Here is a 19,918-nt window from a genome sequence, read left to right as displayed (position 1 = left end):
CGATGCTAGAAGTGCCGGGGAAGCGCCTTATCCATCTAAGGCATGTATCGATGTTCGACCTCAACCAGCTCCGCTGTTTCGTCACGGTGGCGGAGGAACTGCACTTCGGCCGCGCCGCCGCGCGGCTGAACATGACCCAGCCGCCGCTGTCCCGGCAGATCCAGGTGCTCGAGCACATCATCGATGCCCCGCTGCTGGAACGCACCAGCCGCTCGGTGCGCCTCACGCCTGCGGGACGCAGCTTCCTGCCGGAGGCGCGGCGCATCCTCAAGCTTGCGGAAAGCGCCTCGCAGGTCGCCCGGCGCATCGCACTCGGCAAGATCGGCTCTCTCAAGATCGGCTTCACAGCGGCTGCGGCCTACGGCTTCCTGCCCGAGCTCATCGCCGCCTGCCGCGCCAAGCTGCCCGAGGTCGATTTCTCGCTGAAGGAGATGGTGTCTGGCGATCAGTTCGAGGCGCTGACCTCCGGCCAGATCGACGCCGGCCTGCTGAGGCCGCCGATCGCGCGTCCCGAACTGGCCAGCCGCCGCGTCGTCGCCGAGCCCCTGCTCGCGGCGATCCCGAAGAAGCATCCGCTGGCAAACGCCGACAGCATCACCATCAAGGATTTCGACGACCAGCCCTTCGTGATGTACTCGCCTTACGAGAGCCGCTACTTCCACGACCTGCTGGTGGCGCTATTCACCCGCGCCGACGTGCTGCCACGCTACGTCCAGCATCTCAGCCAGATCCACTCGATCCTCGCGATGGTGCGCGCCGGCCTCGGCCTTGCCATCGTGCCGGCCGCAGCCGCGAGCCTGAAGATCTCCGACGTGCGCCTGCGTCCCCTGAAGCTGCGCACCCGCGTGCCCGTCGAGCTGTTCATGGTGTGGCGCCGCGAGGACGAGAATCCGCTGCTGCCGACGCTGGTTAAGATCGCCGGCGAATTGTCCTCCGCGGAGCTGACGGAGGATTGATGCTCGATCCGCATCGGTCGATATAGGCTTTGGCTTGGACGCGCATCGAACGGTCTCCTAAACCACGGCGCATGGACGCGCAGGCTTGCGTCCTCCGCAACACGCACGAAGGGAGCAGCGCCGTGAGCAAGATGACCCCGCAGGAAATGGCCGAGAAGATCGGATCCGGCCTCCTGTCCTTCCCCGTCACGCCGTTCAAGGATGACTACTCCTTCGACGAGGCGACGTATCGTGCCAACATGGACTGGCTGTGCGGCTACGACGTTGCCGGCCTGTTCGCGGCCGGCGGCACCGGCGAGTTCTTCTCGCTGACGCCATCAGAGGTTCCGCAAGTGGTCAAGATCGCCGTCGAGGAGACCAAGGGCCGCGTGCCCGTGCTTGCCGGCACCGGCTATGGCACCGCGATCGCCCGCGAGATCGCTGTTGGTGCCGAGAAGGCCGGCGCGGACGGCCTGCTGCTGCTGCCGCCTTACCTCACCCATTCCGAGCAGGACGGCCTCGCCGCCCATGTCGAGGCGATCTGCGCCGCCGTGAGGATCGGCGTCATTGTCTACAATCGCGACAACGCCATCCTCCAGCCCGACACGCTGGCCCGCCTCGCCGAGCGCTGCCCAAACCTCGTCGGCTACAAGGACGGCATCGGCGACATCGAGCTGATGACCCGCGTCTACACCACGCTCGGCGATCGCCTCACCTATATCGGCGGCCTGCCGACTGCGGAGACCTTCGCGCTGCCCTATCTCGACATGGGCGTGACCACCTATTCCTCGGCCGTGTTCAACTTCGTTCCGGAATTCGCCATCAACTTCTACGCCGCGGTGCGCAAGCGCGACCATGAGACCATCCATGCCGGCCTGAAGAACTTCATCCTGCCGCTGATCGCGATCCGCAACCGCAAGAAGGGCTACGCGGTCTCGATCATCAAGGCCGGCATGAAGGTGATCGGCCGCGACTCCGGCCCGGTCCGGCCGCCGCTGACCGATCTCACCGAGCAGGAGATGGTGGAACTGGCGGCGCTGGTGACGAATCTGCCCGCCATCCGATCGACACAACAGGCGGCAGAATAGCGAACGACAACAGGGAGGAGCATGCGATGGCCGAGACCAACATCTCCGGCGCGCCAGTCTCCAGCGCGCAAGTTGCCGGTGCACCCGTCGTCACGGCGATGCAGGTGATCCCGGTCGCGGGCCGCGACAGCATGCTCCTCAACCTGAGCGGCGCGCATGCGCCGTTCTTCACCCGCAACATCGTTGTCCTCACCGACAATTCCGGTCACACCGGCGTCGGCGAGGTACCGGGCGGACAGAAGATCTGGCAGACGCTCCAGGACGCCCGCGATCTCGTCATCGGCAAGACCGTCGGCGCGATGAACAACATCCTCGCAGACGTCCGCACCGCCTTCGCCGACCGCGATGCCGGCGGCCGCGGCAAGCAGACCTTCGACCTCCGCGTGATGATCCACGCGGTCACGGCGATCGAATCCGCACTGCTCGATCTGCTCGGCCAGCATCTCGGGCTGCCCGTCGCCGCGCTGCTCGGCGAAGGCCAGCAGCGCACCAGCGTCGAGACGCTCGGCTATCTCTTCTTTGTCGGCGATCGGCGCAAGTCGAAGCTCGACTATGTCGCGGGCGAGAGCGGCAAGGCGGAATGGTTCAACCTCCGCCATCAGGAGGCGATGACGCCCGAGACGGTGGTACGCCTCGCGGAAGCGACCTACGATCGTTACGGCTTCGCCGACTTCAAGCTGAAGGGCGGCGTGCTCCGGGGCGAGCAGGAGATCGAGGCAGTCACCGCGATCGCGAAGCGCTTCCCGAACGCGCGCGTCACGCTGGACCCGAACGGCGCCTGGTCGCTCGACGAGGCGATCAGGCTCTGCAAGGGCATGCACGGCATCCTCGCTTATGCCGAAGACCCGTGCGGCGCCGAGGCCGGCTTCTCCGGCCGCGAGATCATGGCCGAGTTCCGCCGCGCCACGGGGCTGCCGACCGCAACCAACATGATCGCGACCGACTGGCGGCAGCTGTCGCATGCGCTGCGCCTGGGCGCGGTGGACATCCCGCTCGCCGATCCCCATTTCTGGACCATGCAAGGCTCGGTGCGCGTGGCCCAGACCTGCCGCGACAACGGCCTGACCTGGGGCTCCCACTCCAACAACCACTTCGACATCTCGCTCGCCATGTTCACCCATGTCGGCGCAGCCGCCCCCGGCAAGGTCACCGCGATCGACACACACTGGATCTGGCAGGACGGCCAGGCTCTGACGAAGGAGCCGCTCCGGATCAGGGGCGGCAAGATCGCGGTGCCCGATCGCCCCGGCCTCGGCATCGAGATCGACCGCGCCGCCATCGAGGCCGCGCATGAGCTCTACAAGAAGCATGGACTTGGCGCCCGGGATGACGCTATGGCCATGCAGGACCTGATCCCCGGCTGGACCTTCGACGACAAGCGTCCCTGCCTCGTTCGCTAAGAAACTCTGGAGGAATACATGACAGCGATCCTGAAGAACTTCATCGGCGGCGAATGGGTCGACGGCTCCGGCGTCACGAAGAACATCAACCCCTCCAACACCAACGATCTCGTCGGCGAATACGCCAAGGCCGACAAGGCGCAGACCGAGAAGGCGATTGCGGCTGCCAAGGCGGCCTTCCCCGGCTGGGCGCAGTCGACACCGCAGGTGCGCTATGACGCACTGAACAAGATCTCGACCGAAATCCTCGCCCGCAAGGAAGAGCTCGGCCGCCTGCTCGCGCGCGAGGAAGGCAAGACACTGCCCGAGGGCATCGGCGAGGTCGCGCGCGCAGGCCAGATCTTTGCATTCTTCGCCGGCGAAGCGCTGCGCCTGATCGGCGAGAAGGGCGCCTCGGTCCGTCCCGGCCTCGACGTCGAGCTCACCCGTGAGCCGGTCGGCGTCGTCGGCATGATCACGCCCTGGAATTTCCCGATCGCGATCCCGGCCTGGAAGATCGCGCCCGCGCTCTGCTACGGCAACACGGTGGTGTTCAAGCCGGCCGAGCTGGTGCCCGGCTCGGCGCACGCGCTGTCCGAGATCATCACCCGCTCCGGGATTCCGGCCGGCGTGTTCAACCTCGTGGTCGGCTCCGGCTCCGTGGTCGGGCAGACGCTGCTCGACCATCCGGATGTCGCCGCGATCTCCTTCACCGGCTCGGTGCAGACGGGGCGCAAGATCGCGCAGGCCTGCGTGCTGTCGAACCCCATGAAGAAATTCCAGCTCGAGATGGGCGGCAAGAATCCGCTGGTCGTGCTCGACGACGCGGATCTCAAGACCGCCGTCGAGGTTGCCGTCAACGGTGCCTATTTCTCGACCGGTCAGCGCTGTACCGCCTCCTCTCGCCTGATCGTCACCGAAGGCATCCACGATCGCTTCGTCGCAGCAATGGCCGAGCGGCTGAAGGGCCTGTCGGTGGACGACGCGCTCAAGGCCGGCGTGCATATCGGCCCCGTCGTCGATCAGAGCCAGCTCGACCAGGACCTGCGCTATATCAAGATCGGCCAGGACGAGGGCGCCAGGCTCGCCTTCGGCGGCGAGCTGCTCAAGCGCGAGAACCCCGGTCACTATCTGCAGCCGGCGCTGTTCACCGAAGCCAGCAACAACATGCGCATCGCGCGTGAGGAGATTTTCGGCCCCGTCGCCGCCGTCATCCGCGCCAAGAACTACGAGGAGGCGCTCGCGATCTCCAACGATACCGAGTTCGGTCTCGCCTCCGGCATCTGCACCACCAGCCTGAAATATGCCTCGCACTACAAGCGCAACAGCGAGTCCGGCATGGTGATGGTCAACCTGCCGACCGCCGGCGTCGACTATCACGTGCCGTTCGGCGGCCGGAAGGGCTCGAGCTACGGCGCGCGCGAGCAGGGCTCCTATGCCCGCGAGTTCTACACGACGGTGAAGACGGCCTATACCTTCCCGGGCTGACAGGCCAATATGGGAGGGTGGGTTAGCGCAGCGTAACCCACCTCTTCTGCTTCCAAGGATAAAGATGCTGGTGGCTTACGCCGATTCGATTGCGCTCTGCGCAATCGCAGGGCTAACCCACCCTACAACTCCCGGAGTCCATCATGGACCAGGACGTCGCAGCGAAAGAGCAGCCCCGCTACATCAAGCTCAACGAGCGCGACAATGTCGCGATCGTGGTCAATGATTTCGGGCTTCCCGCCGGCTCCCGCTTCGCCAGCGGCCTGACGCTGCGCGTCTTCGTGCCGCAGGGACACAAGACGGCCCTGGTCGACATCGCGGAAGGCGCGCCGATCATCCGCTATGGCGAGATCATCGGCCACGCGCTCTCGCCGATCCTGGCCGGCGAGTGGGTGGACGAAGCCCGCATCCGCATGCCGGAGGCCCCTGCCCTCGACAAGCTTGAAATCTCGACCGCCGTCCCCGCCCCGCTGCCGCCGCTCGAAGGCTTCACCTTCCAAGGCTATCGCAATCCCGACGGCTCGGTCGGCACCAAGAACATCCTCGGCATCTCCTCCTCCGTGCAATGCGTCAAGGGCACGATGGAATATGCGGTCAAGCGCATCCGTGCCGAGCTGTTGCCGAAGTACCCTGATGTCGACGACGTCGTGCCGCTGACCCATGCCTATGGCTGCGGCGTCGCCATCACCGCGCCCGACGCGGTGGTGCCGATCCGCACCCTGCAGAACCTCGCGCTCAACCCGAATTTCGGCGGCGAGATCCTGGTCGTCGGTCTCGGCTGCGAGAAGCTCGCGCCCGAGCGGCTGGTGCCGGAGGGCGTGGGCGATGCCATCGTGCGCATGCAGGACGAAGCCTTCGACGGTTTCGGCGCCATCGTCGATGCCATCATGACCCAGGCCGAGGCCCGGCTGAAGGTGCTCAACACCCGCAAGCGCGAGACCTGCCCGGCCTCCGATCTCGTCATCGGCCTGCAATGCGGCGGCAGCGACGCCTTCTCCGGCGTCACCGCGAACCCCGCCGTCGGATTCGCCGCCGATCTCCTGGTGCGCGCCGGCGCCACCGTGATGTTCTCCGAGGTCACCGAGGTGCGCGACGCGATCCAGCTCCTGACGCGACGCGCGATCAGCGAGGAGGTCGGCCGCGCCCTTGTGCGCGAGATGGCCTGGTACGATTCCTATCTGGCCCGAGGCGGCGCCGACCGCAGCGCCAACACCACGCCCGGCAACAAGAAGGGCGGCCTCGCCAACATCGTCGAGAAGTCATTGGGCTCGATCGTGAAGTCCGGATCGAGCGCCATCACCGGCGTGCTCTCGCCCGGCGAGAAGGCGACGCAGAAGGGCATGCTGTTCGCGGCAACGCCCGCTTCCGACTTCATCTGCGGCACGCTGCAGCTCGCCTCCGGCATGACGCTGCAGGTGTTCACCACCGGCCGCGGCACGCCCTACGGGCTTGCCGCCGCGCCCGTGATCAAGGTCGCCACCCGCAGCGAGCTCGCGCGGCGCTGGAAGGACCTGATCGACTTCGACGCCGGCAGCATCGCCACCGGCGAGAAGACCATCGAGGAATGCGGCTGGGACCTGTTCCGCCTGATCCTCAATGTCGCCTCTGGCCGCATCAAGCCGTGGTCGGACCGCTGGGGCATCCACAATGATCTCACGCTGTTCAATCCGGCGCCGGTGACCTGAGGGGCGACGGGCCGGGTGCCTGTCATTGGCTATCGATCAGGTGCATGTCGCCCAGCGTGACGGGCCGGCTGCGTCCGGTATTCGGCGAGCCCGACACCCTCGACGTTGCGGCGGTTTCCAAGCTTCGATCTCGCCCGGGTGATGACGGTATGCGCATCCAGTCCCTGCGGCGTGACGTCCCTACGAACCAGCTCCTTGAACGGATCGCTCCGTAGCAGATTGATGGGCGCAACCGCCTAATCCCTGATCGCAGCGAACGCAGCACCGCGCCGGTCATGACGGCGCTTCCGCGGCGCGCGGAACGAGGTGCGTTCGTTCACGTCATGCTGCCCGGCATGAAGCAGCGCACGCGCGGATGGCCGTCGATATAGTGCTTCCACACCATGGTGCGGCCGATCTTGTTCGGCACGGTGATCACCGCCCCGTCGGGCACCACGACCCATTCGTCGTCGATGCGCACGCGGTAGTGGCCGCGTTCGGACTCCCAATCGACGTCGGCAATGACGTAGCCGTCGGCATCCGAGCAGCATTGCCCGTATTCGCTGTGCAGGCTCTCGAACCAGGGTTTCAAGGGCGAATTGGCGTAGCGGCCGTCGTCGCGCGCCAGCGCCGAAGCCGCGAGCAGCGTCGTCAACCCCAGCAGCGTGGCCGCACCTGATATGGCAGGTCTCATGTCGTCTCCGCGGTCGAAGTGACCGCCGCGAGGCAAACGCCGCCGTCCGCCCCTCCGCATGGTGTGCGGCAGGCGTGGAGACGGCGACTCGCTCCCTGGCAGCTTTGCCGACAGCTATGCAAATCCAGCGCCAGCGCGCATTCCGGGGAACTACTGGAGCGGGTCCGGCACGCGTTCGCCTTTCGGCGAACGTCGCCGCACAGGCCGTTCGAGGAAACGGAGAGACTGATGGGGACTGGCTTCCCCGCTGGCGGGCGCGGAAGCTACAGGCGTTGAGGCGGCGCAGCGTGCGAAATACGTCCCTACTGTTTCGCCGGAGCCATCATCGCGCCGCCCTTCTTCGTCGCGGGCGCCGGCGGCTTCGCTGCGGCGGCCTGCGCAGGCAGGTACTTCGCGACGATGGCAGGATCGATCTGCGCGATGTAGGCATCCGGCAGGCGCGTCCAGGTCTCGTCCTTGCCGAGCAGCGCGATGCCGAGATAACCGCGCAGCGTCAGGGTCTGGCCGTCGGGGCTGACCCGCATGTTGGCCTTCCAGATCTGACCGTCGCGCGGATTGAGCACGTTGCCGCCTTCGTACTTCAATCCTTCGCGCTTCATGTTGCGGACAAAGGAGATGCCGAGCACCGGCGCGTTCTTGCGATCGTCGGTGCACTTGCTGCAAACCTCGTTCGGATTGTCGGTTGGCCGCGGGAAGGTCTTTGCGATCACACCTTCGAAGACGCCGTTGTGGTCGACGAAGAGGAACCATCCGACCGTCTTGCCGTCTTCGACCTTCTGCCAGAGGCCCGCCGCTGTGGGCTCGGCGCTCTGCGCTGCACACGGGCTCACAGTCGCGAGCGACAATGCGAGCGCGACGAAGGAGAACAGCCGAGAGCTGGAAAAATTCCGCATTAGATCACCTTGCTATTCCACAACCGGAATGGCCGCAGACTACGGCGATTTCGCGAACGGTTCCAGCACCAGAAACATGGGGCATCGCCTCCCCGCTGCGTTCCGTCAGTTGACACCGAGCTTCTTTTGCAGGCTGGAGGACGAAGTCGTGTACTGGAACACGAGCCGCTTATCCGGATAGACGTAGCGATGGGCTTTTTGCGACATCAGCGCGCCCTCGTGGAAGCCGCACAGGATCAGCTTGATCTTGCCGGGATAGGTGTTGATGTCGCCGATCGCGAAGATGCCCGATACGTTGGTCTCGAACGCGGATGTCTCGACCGGCACCAGATTGTTCTCCAGCGCAATGCCCCAGTTCGCGACCGGGCCGAGCTTCATGGTCAGCCCGAAGAACGGCAGCATGGTATCGCAGGCGATTTCGCTCACGCTGTTGTCATTGCCCTTCACGGTCGCGCCGGTGAGCTTGCCCTCGGTGCCGGAGAGCGCGGTGACCTGGCCGAGCCGCAGATCCATCTTGCCGCCGGCGACCAGGGCGCGCATCTGCTCGACGCTGTGGGGCGCGGCGCGAAACTCGTCGCGCCGGTGCAGCAGCGTGATGCGCTTGGCGATCGGATGCAAATTGAGCGTCCAGTCGAGCGCGGAATCGCCGCCGCCGACGATCAGCACGTTCCTGTCGCGGAACGTCTCCATCTTGCGCACGGCGTAATGGACCGACGTGCCTTCATAGGCCTCGATGCCCGGCACCGGCGGACGCTTGGGCTGGAACGAGCCGCCGCCGGCCGCGATCACCAGGACCTTGCATTCGAACACCTTGCCGGCATCCGTGGTACAGCGGAAGGCGGGATCGCCGATCTTCTCCACGGTCTCGACCATCTCGCCGAGATGGAAGGTCGGATGGAACGGCTTGATCTGCTCCATCAGCGCGTCGGTGAGTCCCTGCCCGGAGACATGCGGAATGCCGGGAATGTCGTAGATCGGTTTTTCCGGATAAAGCTCGGCGCACTGGCCGCCGACCTTGTCGAGGATATCGACGAAGTGCGCCTTCATGTCGAGAAGGCCGAGCTCGAATGCGGCGAACAGACCGCAGGGGCCGGCACCAATAATCAGCACATCGGTTTTGATCGCGTCGCTCATGTCGTCTCTTTGTCTGTCGTTATCGGTTGGACGGAGCCCTGTGGGCAGAGGTGACCCTGCCTGTCTAGCCAACGGGGATGGATCAGGGAAGGCATAAAAGCGGGAGCGTCCCGCAGCCACGCCCACTTGCCGGCGCAGGATAACTGAGCTGTAACGACAAAGGATATGACGGAGATCAATCGGTGAACGCACCAAGCCGCCTCGACACGACGCCGCGCCTGGAGGACTATCCCTACCGCCTCAGCGACAACGTCCGCTTCGGCGACCTCGATCCCAACCAGCACGTCAACAACGCGGTCTACGCGACTTATTTCGAGACCGGCCGCGTCACGCTGATGAAGCTCCCGGAATACGGCCTGACGCCGCCGGGACTCGCCTGGATCATGGTGCGGCTCGACATCCATTTCCGCGCCGAGCTGCACTGGCCCAACACGATCGAGCTCGGCCTCGGCGTGGTGAAGCTCGGACGGACGTCGGTGACCTTCGAGCAGGTCGTGTTCTCACAAGGAAAATGCATCGCGTCGGCAACGTCGGTCGGCGTCATGATCGACGAAGCGACGCGGCGGCCGACGCCGCTGACCGCAGAGGTGATCGAGAAGCTCGGACCCTGGCACAAGCGCGGTATCGAGGTCGCGCCGCCGAGCATCTAGCGCGAGTGGAGAGATCAGGCCTGCCGTTCCGGCGTCGAGACGATGAGACCGTCGAGCTCGTCGGAGACCTTGATCTGGCAGGACAGGCGCGAATTCGGGCGCACGTCGAAGCCGAAGTCGAGCATGTCCTCTTCCATCGGCGTCGGGCTGCCGACCTTCTCGCGCCAGGCTTCGTCGACATAGACATGGCAGGTCGCGCAGGCACAGGCGCCGCCGCATTCGGCCTCGATGCCGGGAATGCTGTTGCGGATCGCGGCTTCCATCACGGTTGCGCCGTTCTCGATTTCCACCGTGCGGGTTTCGCCCTTGTGGTCGACAAAGTGAATCTTGGCCATGTGTGCTCGTGCTGCCGCGGTGCTGGGAATGAAGGAGGGTCCGGGCTGTCCTATAACGGGTCGGTCAGCCCGGCGCCATAGCGTTTTGATGCGAAATGAATCCCGCTTTGCGGGAAGAAAACGCGTCAAAACAAAAGACTAGAGCCCGGCTCCGACCGTATCGGCCTACGGCTTCAGGATCGCCTCGATGGCGGCGCGGGCCTCGGTCACCGCCTCTTTCAGCGCGGCAAAGGCATCGGCCCGGCCATGGCCGGTCCGGGCCGCCATCTCCAGGCTGGCTGCGGCATCGGCCACCGCAAAGGCGCCAACCCCGCGCGCCGAACCCTTGAGCTTGTGCGCGAGCGGGCCGGTCTCGGCCGGCATTGCAGCCATCGCCGCGAGCAGGCGGACCGCCTGCTCGGCAAACATCGCCAGCACTTCCTGCTCCAGGTCGGAGTCGCCGAGCGTCATCCGGGAGAGATGATCGAGATCGAGCGGGCTGTCGAAAGGTGCAAGCGGGGGCGAAGGCATCCAGTCCATCCGTTGCAGTTCAGGCGGCATGGTGCAGGCCCCGGCGTCGCGCAGCGGCCGCCGGTCCGGCGGTCAGGTTCCCCCACCCAAGCATGAAAATGGTTAACGAAATGTTTGGGCCGTTTGACGCAGATCCGCCCGCTTGTTGACGGAAAGTTGCCGCAATCGACCGAGTTCGGTGGAGAATTGTATTTATTGCTAAGGCGTTACGGCGCGATGCTGTTAACGATGATTAAGATTGTCTTAATCGCGGGCATTTCATTCGCGACGCTCTGCCAATAGGATGTTGCGGAAATTGGCGGACAAGCCGTCCGGGGTGGGGACGGCTCGGAGATCCGCGCAAGCGGCATGATCCGGTCTGTGGGCTCGCGCGGCGCGCAGGGCTCGCGGGGGGACGCGTACAAGTAACGAGGGCTCGGACTGAACATGGCGAACACTCCGAAAAAGGTCAAAGACCCCACAGAAGTTGCGCTTTCTGCGATCCAGGAAGCCCTGAACATCAGTGACACGGCTGCGGATACCAGCCGCAACGCCACGATGCGCAACGAGACGGCGCCCCCGGTGCCGCCGCCCGCGCCCCCGATCTTCGACGAGCCGAGCTTCGAGCCGCGACCGGCCGCCAACGAGCGGGCAACCGTGTTCGACACGGTCGAGGAGCCGCGCGCCTCGCGCCGCGCCGCCAATGACGACCGCGAGACCATCGGCCAGCTGCTCCAGGCGCTTCAGAAAGGCCGCCCTGCCCGCAGCGTCTACACCTTCGCCACCATCTTCGCCGGCATCTGGCTCGCCGCCTGCGCGGCGCTGACCGTCGGCTTCCTGCCCTCGATCCAGGCCGCCATGGGCCAGAGCGGCGGCGTGCTCGTCATCGCCGGCCTCGTCGCGATGTTCTTCGCGCCGATCATGCTGTTCTACTTCCTCGCCAGTCTCGTCTGGCGCGGCCAGGAAATGCGCATGATCGCGCAGGCGATGGCGCAGGTCGCGATCCGCTTCTCCGAGCCGGAAGGCTCTGCCTCCGATTCCATGGTCACCGTCGGCCAGGCCATCCGCCGCGAGGTCGCGGCGATGGGCGACGGCATCGAGCGCGCGATTGCGCGCGCCGGCGAGCTGGAGACGCTGGTCGCCAACGAGGTCGCCGCGCTGGAGCGCGCCTATTCCGACAACGAGGTGCGCATCCGCGCCCTGCTCCAGGACATCGCGCATCAGCGCGACAATCTGGTCGGCCAGGCCGAGCAGGTCCGCAGCGCCATCTCCGGCGTGCAGATCGACCTGCGCCACGACATCGCGCTGATCTCCGACGCGATCGCCTCGCGCGTCGACGAGGTCGCGAAGTCCATCACCGGCGCGCTCGAAGAGCGCGGCGCCCACATCACCAGTGCGCTGAGCAATGCCGGCGACAACATGATCCTGGCGCTCGGCGAGCGCGGCGGCGACCTGCTCGACCGCCTCGAGGAAGCCAGCAACGAGACCACGCGCGCCGTGCTCGACGCCAGCGAGCGACTGACCACCAGCCTCAACTTCAAGACCGGCCACGTCCACGACGAGTTCGTCGACCTCGCCGACCGCGTCCACGAGATGCTGAACGAGCGCATCGACCGCATCACCGGCGAATTCGAGCAGCGCTCCGCCGCGATCGTCGACGGCATCTCCGAGCGCACCGAGCAGGTGCATGATTCCCTCAAGAATTCGTCGGATTCGCTGCTGCTCGAGCTTGAGCTGCGCTCCAGCGACCTCTCGGCCAAGATCGACGACGCCGGCAACCGGCTCGCAACCCAGATCATGACCTCCGGCGACAAGGCGAGCGACGCGCTCGACGCCACCGTCAACACCCTGGTCGCCAAGGTCGTCAGCCAGACCGAGACCGCGCACGACTCGCTGTCGCTGCAGATGAGCGCCTTCGACGAGCTGGTGAGGAACCAGGGCACCGAGCTGGTCGAGAAGTTCGCCCGCGATTCCGGCACGCTGGGCGCGCTGATCACGCGCCACATCTCCGAGTTCGACCGCACCGTGAAGACCTTCGGCGGCGAGATCGTCGAGCGCATGGGCCAGCGCACGCAGGACATCGCCGAGACGCTGAAGACCTATGTCGACAATTTCGACACCCGCTTCACGGCGAACGGCGGCGAGATCACGGCGGTGCTCGACCAGCGCCTCGTGCAATTCGAGACCACGATCGGCGAACGCGTGAGCAATCTCGACGCCTCGCTGAACGGCAAGATCGCCAGCCTCGACGGCACCATCGAAGGCCACATCAGGACCTTCGACGAGCAGCTCGTCGGCCGCGTCGCCGCGCTCGAACAGTCATTCGACGCCCGCGCCGAGTCCATGACCGAGACCATTGACGGACGCATCAACACGCTGGCGACGTCGCTGACCGACGGTGCCGCACAGGCGATCCAGTCGATCGACTCCCGCCTCACCCACCTCACGACCTCGCTGACCGATGGCGCATCGCAGACCATCCAGTCGATCGACACGAGGCTGACGCACCTCACGACGACGCTCGCCGGCGGCGCGTCGCAGGCGCTCGAATCCATCGATTCCCGCCTCACCTACCTGACCACCGCCGTGACGAGCGGCGCCTCGCAGGCCGTGCAGTCGATCGACACGCGCCTCACCCTTCTGGGCTCGACGCTCACGGACGGCACCGCGCAGGCGATCGAGGCGGTCGACCGCCGCATCACCGGCGTCACCGAGATCATCGACGGCCGCACCGCGCATCTGACCGACACGGTTACCGCGCGCTTCCAGGAGATCCACCAGGCCATCGAGACCAAGGTCGGCTCTGTCGCGAGCGACATCGACGTGCGCGTGGCGCAGTTCGAGGACCTGCTCGGCTCGCGCGTCGAGGCCGTCGCCGGCCGCATCGAAAGCAGCGGACGCCAGGCCAGCGAGGACATGATGTCCCGCGCCGAGATGATCTCGACCGCGATCCGCTCGCATGTCGAGGACGCCGAGCGCTCGCTCACCAACCTCGTCGTCAACACCAGCGAGACGATCCAGACCGGCGCGCGCACGGCTCAGCAGTCGCTGCTGACGGTCTCCTCCGACGTCAACGCCCAGCTCAGGATGACCTCGGCCGAGGTCGAGCAGGCGCTGACCGCGGTCGGCACCGGTGCGGCGAACTCGATCCTGACCAGCGCCCGCGAAGCGCAGTCGACGCTGGTCGCGGCATCGGGCGAGGCCTCCAACCAGATCAAGGGGCTCGCGGCCGACGTCGAACGCACGCTGTCGGCGGCAGGCTCGGCCACCGCGGCCTCGATCCTGGCGGGCGCCCGCGAGGTGCAGACCACTCTCGTCACCGCCTCCTCGGATGCGGCCAGCCAGGTCAAGGCCCTCACCGCCGACGTGCAGCGTTCGCTGTCGCTGGCCGGCACCACCACGGCGGAATCGATCACCGCCGGCGCCCGCGATGCGCAGGGCGCGCTGATCGCGGCCTCGACCGAGACCGCCAACCAGATCAAGGCGCTGTCCTCGGACGTGCAGCGCTCGCTCACGATGGCGGGCACCTCGACGGCCGAGACCATCATGAGCGGTGCCCGCGAAGCCCAGAGCACGCTTGTCACGGCGTCGTCGGATGCGGCGAGCCAGGTCAAGTCGCTCGCGGCCGAAGTGCATCGTTCGCTCTCGCAGGTCGGCCAGTCGACCGCCGAGACGATCACCACCAGCGCCCGCGACGCCCAGAGCACCCTGCTCGCGGTCTCGGCCGAACAGACCAGCCAGGTCCGTTCGCTCGCGGCCGAGATGCAGCGCGCGCTGGCGACCGCCGGCGGCGCCACCATCGAGGCGCTCACCAGCGGCGTTCGCGAGGCCCAGGGCTCGCTGATCTCCGCCTCGAGCGATGCGGCGAGCCAGATCAAGTCGCTGACGACGGACATCGAGCGCACGCTGACCGCGGTCGGCGCCGACACCGCCTCGACCATCCTCAACAGTGCGCGCGAGGCGCAGATCTCGCTGACCTCGACCTCGGCCGACGCCGCGAGCCAGATCCGCACGATCTCGACCGAGATCGAGCGGACGCTGAACGCGGCCACCGTCAACGCGACCAGCGACATCCAGACCAGCGCGCTCAACGCCCAGAACGCGCTGATATCGGCCTCCAACGAGGCGAGCTCGCGGGTCAAGTCGAGCTCGGCCGACATCGAGCGCTCGGTGCTCGCCGCCAGCTCCAGCTTCGGCCAGGCCATGACCGGCAAGACCGACGAGATCGTCACCTATGTGCAGCAGCAGGCCGACCGCCTGTCGAACATGATCGACGCCAAGCGCGGCGCGCTGGTCGACGCGATCGGCTCGAAGAGCAGCCAGCTCACGCTCGACATCGACCGCGTCACCTCCGATGCGCTGAAGTCGATCGAGACGCGCGGCCAGGCCTTCTCGCAGACCATGATGGGCAACGGCTCGGAAGTCGCCCGCACCATCAACGCGGCCAGCGAGATCGCCACGAGCGCGGTCGGCAAATCGCTCAAGGACCTCGAGCAGGCCTCGCGTTCCGCGATCGACCAGTCGCGCCAGGTTTCGATCGCGGCCGTCACCGAGATGCAGGAGACCAGCAAGATCCTGCGCACCGACACGGTGGCCCTGTTCGAGCGCCTGCGCGAAGGCAACATCCTGCTCCAGGAGGTGCTGACCGGTGCGCACGACAACCTCAACTCGCTCGAGCGGGCGCTGGTGACGCGCGTCGCCGACTTCGTCTCGGCGATGAACGACGTCACCTCGCGCAACGGCGCGGCGACCCAGAACCTGGAAGAGCAGCTCAACGTCTTCAACAGCAAGACCACGAAGGCGCTGCAGGATCTCGGCGAGCTGTCGACCCAGTTCGACAAGCACGGCCAGGCGCTGGTCGAGGCCGCGCAGGTCGTCGAGCAGAGCAACAGGAACACCACTGCCTCGCTCGCCGAGCGCAAGCAGGCGCTGGAATCGCTCGTCACCACGATCGATCTGCGCACGGCCGATCTCGACCAGCGGCTGTCGCGCTTCACCGGACTGCTCGATGAATCGCTGGCCGCCGCCGAGGAGCGCGCCCGCGACATCGCCCGCGTCGTTGCCGAGACCGCCGGCGCAGGATCGGCCGCGATCACCCGCCAGTTCGAGGCGGTGCGCGCGGCGTCAGAGGAGGAGCACCGGCAGACCATCGAGGCGATGCACGACATCTACCGCCAGACCACGGACGAGGCGGATGCGATGTTCAAGCAGTCGACCGAGAAGTTCACCAACCTCGTCTCCAGCATGAAGCAGATGGCCTTCGAGATGCACAACGAGCTCGAAGCCACCCGCAACGAGCTGCGCCGCGGCGTGCTCGAGATGCCGCAGGAGGCCGCCGAGAGCACGGCGCAGATGCGCAAGGTGATCGTCGACCAGATCGAGGCCCTCGCCGAGCTCAACCGCATCGTGGCCCAGCACGGCCGCGGCCTCGACGTCACCACGGCGGGCCGCGCCGGCGTGCAGCGCCAGGAGGAACCGGTAGCACTGGCCGCAGTCGGCGGCCGGACTCCCGAGACCCGCATGCGCGACACTGGCAGCGCCTCGACGCTGCCGCCGCCGGACCTCGGCATGCCGGCTGCGCGCCGCACCGAAGCGCCGCCGGTCGCGCCTGCCGGCAACGACCAGGGCCGCGACGGCTGGCTGTCGGACCTGTTGAATCGCACCGACGCCAACCAGGGCGCCCCGGCCGGTCGCGAGGCTCCGCGCGGCCGCCCCGCACCCGCGCCGCTGCCGCAGGCTCCGCAGGGTGGCGGCAACCCGCTGGAATCGCTGTCGCTCGACATCGGCCGGCTGATGGACCGCAACCTCGCCGCCGAGATGTGGGACCGCTACCAGCGCGGCGAGAACAAGGCCTTCACCAAGCGCCTCTACACGCCCGCCGGCCAGAAGGCCTTCGACGAGGTCGCCCGCAAGTACCGCGCCGACCGCAACTTCAAGGGCACGGTCGACCGCTACGTCGCCGAGTTCGAGCGCCTGCTCGACGAAGTCGCCCGCGACGGCCGCGGCCCGCACGAGCTGCGCGGCCACCTGATCTCGGAGACGGGCCTCGTGTACACCCTGCTCGCGCACGCGGCGGGCCGGCTGGGATGAGCGGCAGATAGCAAGGAGTAGCGAATGAAAACGGAGGCCTCACGGCCTCCGTTTTTGCTTGGGCACGTCATCCGCGCTCTCGTGCCCCGGACGCAGCGCAACGCCCCTTCGGCGGTGCGATGCCGAGCCGGGGCCCATGTCGAGGCGTTTCGCGGTGAGGCCTTCCGGGTCGCGGCTCTGCGCAGCAACGCGAAGAGCGTTGCAGCGCGTCCGGGACACGAGAGCGCGAACGCGCCCGCCTCCTACCGCCTGCCGCTCGCGGACGGCACCGGTCTCGGCGGCTCGGGCGGCGGGGCCGGCTGCGACGAGTTGCTGGCGCCGAACAGGACGCGGGTCGGGTTGCGGTCGAAATTGTTCACGGCGCGGCTGATGTCGCCCAGCGTACGGCGGCCGTCGGCCATCAACGCGCCGGAGCGCTTGTCGAAATCGTCGGCGAGCTCGCGGATCGACTTCACCGCCTGGAACAGCTCGCCACCGTCCTTGCCGCCGGCCAGCGTGTTGAGGCCGAGCATGAGATTGTCGGCCTTGAGCATGACGCCGTCGACCTTGGCCATGACGGCGTCGATCTTCTCGGAATTGCGCGCCAGCGAGTTGGTGAAGGTCTCGAGGTTCTTGAGCGAGTTCTTCACCGACTCCTGATTGTCGGCGACGATCTTGTTGATGTTCTGCAGCGTGCCGCGGATCGCCTCGGTGACGTCCTGGAGCTTGTTGGGATCGGCGGTGAGCGTCGGGATGCCGTCCTGGTCGAGCGGCGGTGGGGCCGCGGACTCGTCGCCGCCCTTGAGCGAGATGGCTGCGACGCCCGTGAGGCCCTGGAACTCGAGCCCGACCAGGGTGTCCTTGCGGATCGGGGCGTTGTTCTCGATCATGGCGAGTGCGACAACCCGCCGCGGGTTGTCCAGCTTCACCGAGACCACCTCGCCCACCCTGATACCGTTGAAGTTGACGCTGCCGCCGTTGCGCAGGCCCGCTGCGGGCCCCTCGAACACGACGCGCAGAGGGCTGCGCTGCTTGGTGGTGTGCAGCGACTGGAACCACAGCACGAAGCCGATCGCCGCGGCGATCACCGCCAGCGTGAACGAGCCGATCAATACGTAATTCGCCCGCGTTTCCATCAGGTGCTCCGGCTACTCAACCCAGGTCTTCAACCCATGACCGCGCGGGCGCGCTTGCCATGAAAATACTGCCTCAGCCAGGGATGCTGCGAGGCCTGCATGTCGGCGATCGACCCTGCCGCAATGATCTTACCGTTCCCTAAAACGGCGATGCGATCACATGCTGTGTAGAGGCTGTCGAGGTCGTGGGTTACCATGAAAACGGTCAGCCCCAAAGTGCGCTGGAGCGTCCTGACCAGCTCGTCGAAATCGCCGGCGGCGATCGGGTCGAGGCCCGAGGTCGGCTCGTCCAGGAACACGAGGTCCGGATCGAGCGACAGTGCGCGCGCCAGCGCCACGCGCTTGATCATGCCGCCCGAGAGCTCGGACGGGAAACGCTCGGCGACTTCGGGCTTGAGCCCGACCATGGTGAGCTTGGCCATGGTGATCTCGTCCATCAGCCGCTGCGAGACGCGCAAATATTCGCGCATCGGAAACTGGATGTTCTGCCGCACGGTCAGCGAGGAGAACAGCGCGCCCTGCTGGAACAGCACGCCCCAGCGCCGCTCCACGTTGCGCCGCTGCGACGTGCTGGAGGAATCGAGGTCGACGCCGAACACCTCGATGGAGCCTGCCACCTTCGGCACCAGGCCGATGATGGTGCGCGTCAGCACCGATTTGCCCGCGCCCGAGGGACCGACGAAGCCCAATATTTCGCCGCGCTTGACGTCGAGGTTGAGCCCATCGAGCACGCGCGTGGCGCCGAACTGCACGGTGATGTCGCGGACGCGGATGATGGGATTTTGAATCTCGCTTTGAGCTTCTTTTGCCATCGTCACATCCCGATCGAGGCGAAGAAGATGGCGAACACGCCGTCCATCACGATGACGAAGAAGATGCCCTTCACCACCGATGCGGTGGTGTGCTGGCCCAGCGATTCCGCGCTGCCCTGCACGGCGAGCCCTTCGACGCAGGCGACGATGCCGATCACGGCGGCCATGACGGGCGCCTTCACCATGCCGACGATGAAATGATCGATCGAGATGGCGTCGCGCAAGCGCAGCAGGAAGGCCTCCGGCTCGACGCCGCCATAAAGCCAGGCGACGAGCCCGCCGCCATAGAGCGCGGCCATGGCGCCGAGGAAAGCCAGGATCGGCAGCGCCAGCACCAGCGCCAGCATGCGCGGCAGCACCAGGACCTCGATCGGATCGAAGCCCATGGTGCGCAGCGCGTCGATCTCCTCGCGCATCTTCATCGAGCCGAGCTCGGCGGTGTAGGCGCTGCCGGAACGGCCCGCGACCATGATCGCGACCAGCAATACGCCGATCTCGCGCAGGACCAGGACGCCGAGCATGTCGACGACGAAGATGTCGGCGCCGAAGCGGCGGAAATGGAAGATGCCTTGTTGGGCGATGATGCAGCCGATCAGGAAGGTGATCAGCACGATGATCGGCACCGCGCGCCAGCAGACCTGCTCCATGTGATGCACGGTCGAGGTCAGGCGGAACGAGCGCGGGTGGATCAGGACGCGAAATGCCGCCGCGAGCACCGCGCCGAGCATGTCGACGAGGCCGGCGACGGTCCCGGCCACGCCGGCCACGGTCCGGCCGATCTGCTCCAGCATGCCGGAGATGGTGATCGTGCTGCTGTCGACATCGGGGGTCGCCCTGACCCGCCGCACCTCGTCCACGAGGCTGGAATAATTGGCGGAGAGGCCCGCGATCTGCGCTTCGACGGCGCCTTGGGTCAGGCTGCGGCGCAGCCGTTCGATCAGCCAGGCGCCGAAAGTGTCGAGCTTGGCGACCTCGGAGACGTCGATGAAGATGCTTTGCGGGGTGCCTGCGAGCTTCTCGGCGTCAGCCACCATCCGCTCCAGGACCGGCGCAAAGCTCGCGGTCCAGGTCCCGGTGGCGCAGAGTGCCAGCGCGTTGCCCTTCGCAATCCGTTCCAGCTTCGGATCGCTGCTCAAGATGTCCGCTCCCGTG

At 66.6% G+C, this 19,918-nt stretch carries 15 protein-coding genes; 7 read left to right on the top strand and 8 right to left on the bottom strand.

The window, feature by feature from the left end; all coding sequences use genetic code 11:
• The first annotated feature begins 50 nt into the window (after nt 1-50).
• The 5 genes from XH87_RS04585 to garD all read left to right on the top strand — a co-directional run bounded on the left by XH87_RS04585 (nt 51) and on the right by garD (nt 6,575).
• Nucleotides 51-956: a LysR substrate-binding domain-containing protein gene (locus tag XH87_RS04585; RefSeq protein ID WP_035707791.1), complete on the top strand. Its 906-nt coding sequence runs from the start codon at nt 51-53 to the stop codon at nt 954-956.
• Nucleotides 957-1,078: 122 nt separating this feature from the next.
• On the top strand, nt 1,079-2,023 hold the full coding sequence (gene kdgD / locus XH87_RS04580; RefSeq protein WP_271586326.1) for a 5-dehydro-4-deoxyglucarate dehydratase: 945 nt from the start codon (nt 1,079-1,081) through the stop codon (nt 2,021-2,023).
• Between the two features lie 26 nt (nt 2,024-2,049).
• Entirely contained in the window at nt 2,050-3,423 is a 1,374-nt protein-coding gene (gene gudD / locus XH87_RS04575; RefSeq protein ID WP_271586325.1) for a glucarate dehydratase, read from the top strand.
• A gap of 18 nt (nt 3,424-3,441) precedes the next feature.
• Entirely contained in the window at nt 3,442-4,890 is a 1,449-nt protein-coding gene (locus tag XH87_RS04570; protein ID WP_271586324.1) for an aldehyde dehydrogenase family protein, read from the top strand.
• A 143-nt stretch (nt 4,891-5,033) separates the two neighbouring features.
• Nucleotides 5,034-6,575 carry a galactarate dehydratase gene (gene garD / locus XH87_RS04565; RefSeq protein ID WP_271586323.1) on the top strand — a complete coding sequence of 514 codons (1,542 nt, stop codon included), beginning with the start codon at nt 5,034-5,036 and terminating at the stop codon, nt 6,573-6,575.
• Between the two features lie 316 nt (nt 6,576-6,891).
• On the opposite strand, the gene XH87_RS04560 is transcribed toward garD, so the two are convergent.
• The 3 genes from XH87_RS04560 to XH87_RS04550 all read right to left on the bottom strand — a co-directional run bounded on the left by XH87_RS04560 (nt 6,892) and on the right by XH87_RS04550 (nt 9,275).
• Nucleotides 6,892-7,248, bottom strand: coding sequence for a hypothetical protein (locus tag XH87_RS04560; protein WP_035707809.1), 357 nt, complete (start codon nt 7,246-7,248; stop codon nt 6,892-6,894).
• A gap of 302 nt (nt 7,249-7,550) precedes the next feature.
• Nucleotides 7,551-8,141, bottom strand: a complete 591-nt coding sequence (locus XH87_RS04555) for a DUF2147 domain-containing protein (protein WP_158668058.1) — start codon at nt 8,139-8,141, stop codon at nt 7,551-7,553.
• Nucleotides 8,142-8,246: 105 nt separating this feature from the next.
• Nucleotides 8,247-9,275, bottom strand: a complete 1,029-nt coding sequence (locus tag XH87_RS04550; RefSeq protein WP_271586322.1) for an NAD(P)/FAD-dependent oxidoreductase — start codon at nt 9,273-9,275, stop codon at nt 8,247-8,249.
• Nucleotides 9,276-9,457: 182 nt separating this feature from the next.
• On the opposite strand from XH87_RS04550, the gene XH87_RS04545 reads away from it, so the two are divergent.
• Complete coding sequence (locus XH87_RS04545; RefSeq protein WP_035707819.1) at nt 9,458-9,925, top strand: acyl-CoA thioesterase; 468 nt, start codon at nt 9,458-9,460, stop codon at nt 9,923-9,925.
• 14 nt (nt 9,926-9,939) lie between these two features.
• Here XH87_RS04545 and XH87_RS04540 read toward each other — a convergent pair whose 3' ends face one another.
• Together XH87_RS04540 and XH87_RS04535 are read right to left on the bottom strand one after the other, a co-directional pair.
• A complete protein-coding gene (locus tag XH87_RS04540; protein ID WP_035707822.1) occupies nt 9,940-10,260 on the bottom strand; it encodes a 2Fe-2S iron-sulfur cluster-binding protein in 321 nt (106 codons plus the stop codon).
• Between the two features lie 165 nt (nt 10,261-10,425).
• Entirely contained in the window at nt 10,426-10,770 is a 345-nt protein-coding gene (locus tag XH87_RS04535; protein ID WP_245333338.1) for an Hpt domain-containing protein, read from the bottom strand.
• 426 nt (nt 10,771-11,196) lie between these two features.
• Here XH87_RS04535 and XH87_RS04530 point away from each other — a divergent pair, with 426 nt between their 5' ends.
• Nucleotides 11,197-16,839 carry a negative regulator of septation ring formation gene (locus XH87_RS04530; protein WP_271586321.1) on the top strand — a complete coding sequence of 1,881 codons (5,643 nt, stop codon included), beginning with the start codon at nt 11,197-11,199 and terminating at the stop codon, nt 16,837-16,839.
• 242 nt (nt 16,840-17,081) lie between these two features.
• Here XH87_RS04530 and XH87_RS04525 read toward each other — a convergent pair whose 3' ends face one another.
• Genes XH87_RS04525 through XH87_RS04515 form a run of 3 tightly spaced genes read right to left on the bottom strand, consistent with a single transcriptional unit; the run spans nt 17,082 to nt 19,902 of the window.
• Complete coding sequence (locus XH87_RS04525; protein ID WP_271586320.1) at nt 17,082-17,954, bottom strand: MlaD family protein; 873 nt, start codon at nt 17,952-17,954, stop codon at nt 17,082-17,084.
• A gap of 29 nt (nt 17,955-17,983) precedes the next feature.
• Nucleotides 17,984-18,766, bottom strand: coding sequence for an ABC transporter ATP-binding protein (locus XH87_RS04520; RefSeq protein WP_271586319.1), 783 nt, complete (start codon nt 18,764-18,766; stop codon nt 17,984-17,986).
• Nucleotides 18,767-18,768: 2 nt separating this feature from the next.
• Nucleotides 18,769-19,902 carry an MlaE family ABC transporter permease gene (locus tag XH87_RS04515; protein ID WP_271586318.1) on the bottom strand — a complete coding sequence of 378 codons (1,134 nt, stop codon included), beginning with the start codon at nt 19,900-19,902 and terminating at the stop codon, nt 18,769-18,771.
• Nucleotides 19,903-19,918 lie beyond the last annotated feature (16 nt).

This window comes from Bradyrhizobium sp. CCBAU 53415 (genome assembly GCF_028128735.1).
Lineage (GTDB): Bacteria > Pseudomonadota > Alphaproteobacteria > Rhizobiales > Xanthobacteraceae > Bradyrhizobium.
Note: the sequence above shows the minus strand (reverse complement) of the source record. Positions and strands in the feature narration are given on the sequence as shown.

What these genes read in the sequence shown, in the direction of transcription:
- gudD (WP_271586325.1), top strand. Translation starts at nt 2,050, where the DNA reads ATGGCCGAGACCAACATCTCCGGCGCGCCAGTCTCCAGCGCGCAAGTT.
- XH87_RS04550 (WP_271586322.1), bottom strand. Translation starts at nt 9,275, where the DNA reads ATGAGCGACGCGATCAAAACCGATGTGCTGATTATTGGTGCCGGCCCC.
- XH87_RS04585 (WP_035707791.1), top strand. Translation starts at nt 51, where the DNA reads ATGTTCGACCTCAACCAGCTCCGCTGTTTCGTCACGGTGGCGGAGGAA.
- XH87_RS04535 (WP_245333338.1), bottom strand. Translation starts at nt 10,770, where the DNA reads ATGCCTTCGCCCCCGCTTGCACCTTTCGACAGCCCGCTCGATCTCGAT.
- XH87_RS04560 (WP_035707809.1), bottom strand. Translation starts at nt 7,248, where the DNA reads ATGAGACCTGCCATATCAGGTGCGGCCACGCTGCTGGGGTTGACGACG.
- XH87_RS04555 (WP_158668058.1), bottom strand. Translation starts at nt 8,141, where the DNA reads ATGCGGAATTTTTCCAGCTCTCGGCTGTTCTCCTTCGTCGCGCTCGCA.
- garD (WP_271586323.1), top strand. Translation starts at nt 5,034, where the DNA reads ATGGACCAGGACGTCGCAGCGAAAGAGCAGCCCCGCTACATCAAGCTC.
- XH87_RS04570 (WP_271586324.1), top strand. Translation starts at nt 3,442, where the DNA reads ATGACAGCGATCCTGAAGAACTTCATCGGCGGCGAATGGGTCGACGGC.
- XH87_RS04525 (WP_271586320.1), bottom strand. Translation starts at nt 17,954, where the DNA reads ATGGAAACGCGGGCGAATTACGTATTGATCGGCTCGTTCACGCTGGCG.
- XH87_RS04520 (WP_271586319.1), bottom strand. Translation starts at nt 18,766, where the DNA reads ATGGCAAAAGAAGCTCAAAGCGAGATTCAAAATCCCATCATCCGCGTC.
- XH87_RS04530 (WP_271586321.1), top strand. Translation starts at nt 11,197, where the DNA reads ATGGCGAACACTCCGAAAAAGGTCAAAGACCCCACAGAAGTTGCGCTT.
- XH87_RS04540 (WP_035707822.1), bottom strand. Translation starts at nt 10,260, where the DNA reads ATGGCCAAGATTCACTTTGTCGACCACAAGGGCGAAACCCGCACGGTG.